Source organism: Methylobacterium guangdongense (assembly GCF_038442355.1).
Taxonomy (GTDB): Bacteria; Pseudomonadota; Alphaproteobacteria; order Rhizobiales; family Beijerinckiaceae; genus Methylobacterium; species Methylobacterium guangdongense.
Genome location: NZ_JBBXMX010000052.1, coordinates 1 through 5,728 on the forward strand (window position 1 = coordinate 1; position 5,728 = coordinate 5,728).

Sequence of the window (5,728 nt, forward strand, 5' to 3'; positions counted from 1 at the left end):
GAGGACCGCGTGCCTTGGGGTATGTCGTCGCCTCAAACCGTTCGAGGGCGCGCAGGCTCGCCCGGACGACCTCGCTGGCACTGCCGTAGCGCCCGGTAGCGAGGCGCTCCTTGATGAACGCCTTCAGTTCCGGGGTGATCGAGACGGCGATGGTTTCGCGCAGGGCCATATCGGACGGTACCACGCTCCCAAACTGTCTTACACTGACAAAGGTGGCATCTGGTCGAGCTTCTCCGGGTGGGAGCGCCGTCGGGCTCGGACGTCCGGCGCAACCGGATGTGGCACGTCAGCTTCGGGACGAAACATCAAAGTCTGATTGCCACCCCGAGCCGAAGTTGCTGGAGGGCTGACAAACGTCCGTTTACGGGTAGCCCCGACATTGCTCCTGGCGGCTGGGTTGGGTCGTGAGCCGGCGTGGATACCATGTCTGCTCCTATTTGATCGCCATTCCAGAAGCGGACCGGCGGAAATCCATCCAACCCAGCCATTTGGAGGGGCCAGCCTATGCGCCCGGAACTGGCCGGAAGCGGAACGGCGGCTTTGGAGACAGTCGGCCCGAAAAGCGGCCGGCCTGCTTCCGACTCAACCCAGCCGCCCGGATCTCCATGGCAGCTTCTCCGAAGCGGCCATGAGTTTGCCCTGCGACAGGCATTACTCGCACTGGGTCTGAAATGGACCGGGCGAGCACCAGCCTCTCTCACCGACGCCAGAAGTTACGACCAGATACAGAAAGCCTGCCGCGAACACGACGCCAGCGAGAACGGCAATCACCAGCGTTCGAAGAGCATCACGGATCATGACAGCCCCCTTCCTCATGCAGCCTTCGCGCGAACTGTACGGGCTTCTTCAATTGGTTGTGGCCGGTTCCCCTGATATTTCCGCTTCGATATATTTGTCGTCCGGAAGCGAACGGGCAGAAAGCCACCCCGAGCAGCCCTCCCGCTATCGACCCAAACGAGCCGAACAGAAGATTACTTACGCTTCTCCAAACCGGTCGTGTGAAGTGAAGATTTTGAAGTCGGGTGATGGTAACAAGCGGTGATACATATAGCGTATGGAGACGTGGTTTGCCTGGATCTTTGCTCTATCCCGCAACATATCGCGTTCCAAAACTGAAAGTTGTTACTTCGGTATTGTTTGTAATAATTTTAATGTTGTTGGCTCTTTCCGTTTGCGCTCATATAGATAGCATATCATCGATAGATGTTCGCATATTTGCAGGCATATGTTTGGTCTTCGTAGCCTTATCCCGCGTAAATGATAGCTCGAGTCGTATTACACTTTACGCCGATCGGGTTTAAAAAAGACATGGTTCAGCACAAAAACATGGCGTCGCGACGAGGTGGGGGGTCTGTGGTTCAATAAATCTGGTGATTTCCGGCTTGTTCGTAAATACAACAAGGGAAATTATGCTATCATACCTGCGGGAATTAAACGTGATGAGACGTGGAATGATTGGCTAAGAGATGTGCCCGATACTGAAATTAAGTCATTGAATTTTCAATTTTATCACTAAACCAATAGCTGGTTGGCAAAATTTCTGGGCAAATTCAAAGTGGAAGATTGTCGATAGCGGTGTCCGCTTTAGTGCTTTCACTACTCATAAGCAGAAATGCGCAAACCCACCCTCTGCTGACCTTACCTGGGCCTCTGCATACGACCTCACGCGCGTCTCCGCTCGAAAGGCGCTTTCACACCAGTCCGTATGCGCCGTATCAACTTGGTACGGCAGCGGCGTAGTAGCGTGCGGTTCAAGTAATCCACGCCGGCACGGCCAAACGAACTTACGGTACTAGTTTCAAACCGCCGTTGGGCCGTGTCGGACTGGTGCGCTTAGGCGACCGGCGGCTTCCCGTTCTTCGCGAGGACGTCGTTGATAGCCTCGGTCATCACGTCCTGGAGCGTGCGCTCACCGTCGAGGGCGATCAGCTTGAGCGCCTTCCAAGCCTCGGGCCGGGCGCGGACTAGGATCCCCTTCCGGCCGTCCGGCTGGCGGGCGGAACGACCCGCGACCGTCGCGGCCTCGGCGCGATGAGCTGCTTCCATCGTCTCAACGGCTGATGTCGCCTCGGACGGCGCGCCGGCAGGCTTGGAGGCGAGGCGAGCCCCGAGGTTGGCGAACGACGGCTTCTTGCTCAACGACGGCCCCCTTCCTTCATCCCGAGCGCGCGGCGCACCTCCGCCCACAGCTCTACCATCTCTCCAGCCGCGGCGCTGCCGGGCTCGAACTCGCCAAGCGCCTGCCCGCTCGCGAGCGCATGAGCGTAGGCGGCCCGAGTGGTGATCTGCCCGGCCTACGGCGTCGCATTCATCCCGAACAGCGCCTCGCGCCCCTCGGTCACAACGTGAGAGGGCTGGACCCCGCGCCGCGGGGGCGCCGAGTTGATCACCGGCAGGACCGGCTTGCCGAGCGCCCAAGCCATCTCAAGAGTCGCGGCGACGGCGGCGATATCGAAGAGCGCCGACCGGAACGGGATCACGGCCGGGTCGGCCACCCGCATGGCGGCGGCGATGTCGGCGGTGTTGTAGGGGGGGTCGATCATCAGCCACCGGACGCCATCGCTGCGGGCCGCCTCGACCGTCTCGGCGAGTTGATGCGCCTCGCACTTCACCAGCACCGAGGTCTCGGCCTGACGCAGCACGTGCTAGAGGGCGAGGGATCCCTGCGGGTCGCAGTCGACGAGGACGGCTGGCGCGCTGGGATCGTCCGCGAACACGGACAGGTGCGCGGCCAGCGTCGACTTGCCGGAACCGCTTTCCGGCTGGTGAAGGCGACGACTTTCACGACGGCCGCCGGATCGCGGGTTCGGCCGTGCTGCACGTGGTGCGCGGGTTCGGGGCGACCTCCGGGACGGTGTGCCTACAGAACTGCACCTCGCCGCTCCAGTGATCCAGGCGGAGGAACCAGGCGACAGTCTCGGTGTCGGCCGGGTTGGTCTCGACGGAGAGCGGCGCGATCGTCTACCTCCCGACGAAGGCGTGCGTCCCCGCGAGGATCGCGGACGCGGCGACGATACCCGGAGCGATGGCGCGCAACGGTCGTGCTCCGATGGCGCGACGGCGACGTGCCGGCGCAGGGGCGAACGGGCGTGGGGACGAAGCGCCGAAGAGTGCTATCAGCGTAGCGTCCTGCCTCGCTTCGAGGCTCGCAGACTCGTTAGAAATCGAATGTCTCACAAGTGCCCTTATCAGCAGGGCCGAGTGGTTGTGGAAACATCGCAGCCGGTCGCTCCGTCCAACTTGGACACCCGGCCGGACCTGTCAAAACCTGATGTTCGACGGTTTCACGCGACTTTCGGTGTCGGACCGGCTGGCCGTGCCGGAGGCAGCGCTGCAGGAGCCTTCCTGCGATGCGCTGATGGGGCTTCCGAAGGTGCTGGATCGGCTGCAACAGAGCCCACTTGGGCCGCCAGAACATACGCCAGTGCATCCTGCGGCGGTAACGGTCGGCTGAACAGAAATCCCTGCACCTGCGCACAGCCTTCCCGCCGGACAAGGTCAAGCTGCTCCGCGGTCTCGACGCCTTCCGCGACGATGCCCATGCCAAGCCGCTCGCCAATGCTCACCACCGCTCGAACGATCGCGGCTGCGTCCGGATCGGCGATGTCGCGGATGAAGGACCTATCGATCTTGATCTTGTCGAAGGGGAAGCGCCGCAGGTAGCCCAAGGACGAGTAACCGGTGCCGAAGTCGTCGAGCGCGATGACGACGCCGAGCGCACGCAACCGATGCAGGCACGCGATCACGGCGTCACCATCCTGCATCAAGACGCTCTCCGTCACCTCAAGCTTGAGACGGTGGGCGGGTAAGCCGGTTTCAGCGAGGGCGACGAGTACGGCCTCCTCAAGCCCACTGCGGAACTGTACGGCCGACACGTTGACGCCGACCCGCAGCACTTCGGGCCAACTCAGCGCCGCGCGGCATGCCTCTCGCAATGCCCAAGCACCCAGCGGTACGATCAGTCCGTTCTCTTCCGCCAGTGGGATGAACTCACCAGGGGAGATCTCGCCGCGAGCTGGATGGGACCAGCGCATCAGCGCCTCCAGGCTGACGACCTCGCCAGTCGTCGCGTCGACGACCGGCTGGTACACCAGGCGGAACTCACCGCGCCGGATCGCCTCCTTCATGTCGAGCCCAAGCTGCCCGCGCGTGGCGACGCGTGCTCCGACGTCCGGACAGAACTTACGGTACGTGTTGCGACCGCCGGCTTTGGCTTCGTAGAGGGCCATATCGGCACGCTTGAACAGCTCGTCCGCATCGCCGTCATGCTCTGAAGCGACCGTGAGGCCGACGCTTACGCCGACCTCGACGGACTGCCCTTCAAGGACGATCGGCTGACCCACCGCTGCGATCAGCCGCTCGGCGAGGGAAGTCGCCATACACGGCTCGTCGAGGTAGGCGAGAACGATCGCGAACTCGTCTCCGCCGAGGCGGGCAACAGTATCGTAAGGGCGCAGCACGGACTGCATTCGGTCGGCCACGACGCGCAAGAGAGCATCGCCAGCTGGATGTCCGAGACTATCGTTGATGGCCTTAAATCGGTCGAGGTCGCAGGCGAGCACGGCGAAGGGGCTATGCGTATGCGTAGCGTGCGTGATGGCTTGGTCGAGGCGGTCGCGGAACAGAGCTCGATTGGGCAGACCCGTGAGCGTATCGTGTAAAGCCATATGGCGGATCCGCTCTTCCGCTTCTCGGCGAGCTGTTACATCGCGTAGAATGGCGACGTATCCGGAAGATCGACCGTCTTGTTCCTCGAAAAGCAAACTTACGGACGTCTCAATCCAAACGTAATACCCCTCTCTGTGCCGATGGCGGACATAACTGATTGAGCGCTCATCGACGCCGGATAACAGACGAGACCAATGCTCAGAAAACATATGGACATCGTCGGAATGGATCATATCTATCGGCCGCGTTCCGATCATTTCTTCGGGATCGTAGCCGAGAACACGTCGTGCCGCGCCCGAGACATAGACGCGACGCATATTCAGGTCGCCTAGAATAAATACATCGCTGGCATTCTCAGCGAGAAGGCGAAAACGGCGCTCGCTTTCTTGAACAGCGATCTCAGTGGCGCGGCGTTCGGTGACATCGGTGAAGGTCCGCACGAGACCCCCGCCCGGCAGCGGCCGCGTACGGACCTGAAGCACCGTCCCATTCGGCCGTGTGCGTTCATAGTCCTGAACGCGAATTTGCGGATCGCCACGCTCCAGCCAGCGCTTCAAGCGATCTGGTAGGTGAGCGAACTCACCCTGATCGCGCTGATGGGTCCGAACGCGGTCGAACGGCGTCCCGTCCTGCAGCAGTTGCTCAGGTACGCCGAGCATCGCGGCGACGCGACGATTGCAGATGCGCACGCGATCGTCCGCATCGGTCATAATCAGACCCTGATCCATATACTCCAACGTCGTCCGCAGGAGTGCCTCCGAAGCATGTAGGCGATCCTCGGAGCGCATCAGGTCTGTCACGTCGAGGGTGATGGGACGCGCTATGGGCCAAGTTCTTCACGGCAGCGCCACAACGACGGAGGCAGTTCGTCGAGCGATCCAGCATAGTCAAGCGAGCCTGAGGGCACTCGCAAAGCGCTACGGGATCAACCAAAAGACGGTCGCCAAGTGGCGGCAGCGGACCTCGGTCGCCGACCAGCGCACCGGTCCGAAGGATCCCCGTTCGACGGTGTTGTCACCTGAGGACGAGGCGGTCGTCGTCGCCTTTCGCCGTCATACGC

The 5,728-nt window shown here is 61.7% G+C and carries 4 protein-coding genes and 1 pseudogene; 1 reads left to right on the plus strand and 4 read right to left on the minus strand.

From position 1 onward, the window contains the following. The 4 genes from AAHG09_RS31500 to AAHG09_RS31515 all read right to left on the minus strand — a co-directional run. The coding region (locus AAHG09_RS31500; RefSeq protein ID WP_342112259.1) for a type II toxin-antitoxin system ParD family antitoxin at positions 1 to 184 on the minus strand (184 nt) is incomplete at its 3' end. Positions 185 to 1,833: 1,649 nt separating this feature from the next. Beyond that, positions 1,834 to 2,139: a ribbon-helix-helix domain-containing protein gene (locus tag AAHG09_RS31505; protein WP_342112261.1), complete on the minus strand. Its 306-nt coding sequence runs from the start codon at positions 2,137 to 2,139 to the stop codon at positions 1,834 to 1,836. A gap of 155 nt (positions 2,140 to 2,294) precedes the next feature. Further along, a complete protein-coding gene (locus AAHG09_RS31510; protein WP_342112263.1) occupies positions 2,295 to 2,642 on the minus strand; it encodes a hypothetical protein in 348 nt (115 codons plus the stop codon). 642 nt (positions 2,643 to 3,284) lie between these two features. After that, positions 3,285 to 5,456 (minus strand): putative bifunctional diguanylate cyclase/phosphodiesterase, encoded by a 2,172-nt coding sequence (locus AAHG09_RS31515; protein ID WP_342112265.1) that lies wholly within the window; start codon positions 5,454 to 5,456, stop codon positions 3,285 to 3,287. A gap of 34 nt (positions 5,457 to 5,490) precedes the next feature. On the opposite strand from AAHG09_RS31515, the pseudogene AAHG09_RS31520 reads away from it, so the two are divergent. After that, positions 5,491 to 5,728: pseudogene (locus AAHG09_RS31520) on the plus strand (IS481 family transposase); the annotation flags it as partial.

Coding starts and splice junctions, on each gene's coding strand:
- AAHG09_RS31515 (WP_342112265.1), bottom strand. CDS start 5,456: ATGCGCTCCGAGGATCGCCTACATGCTTCGGAGGCACTCCTGCGGACG.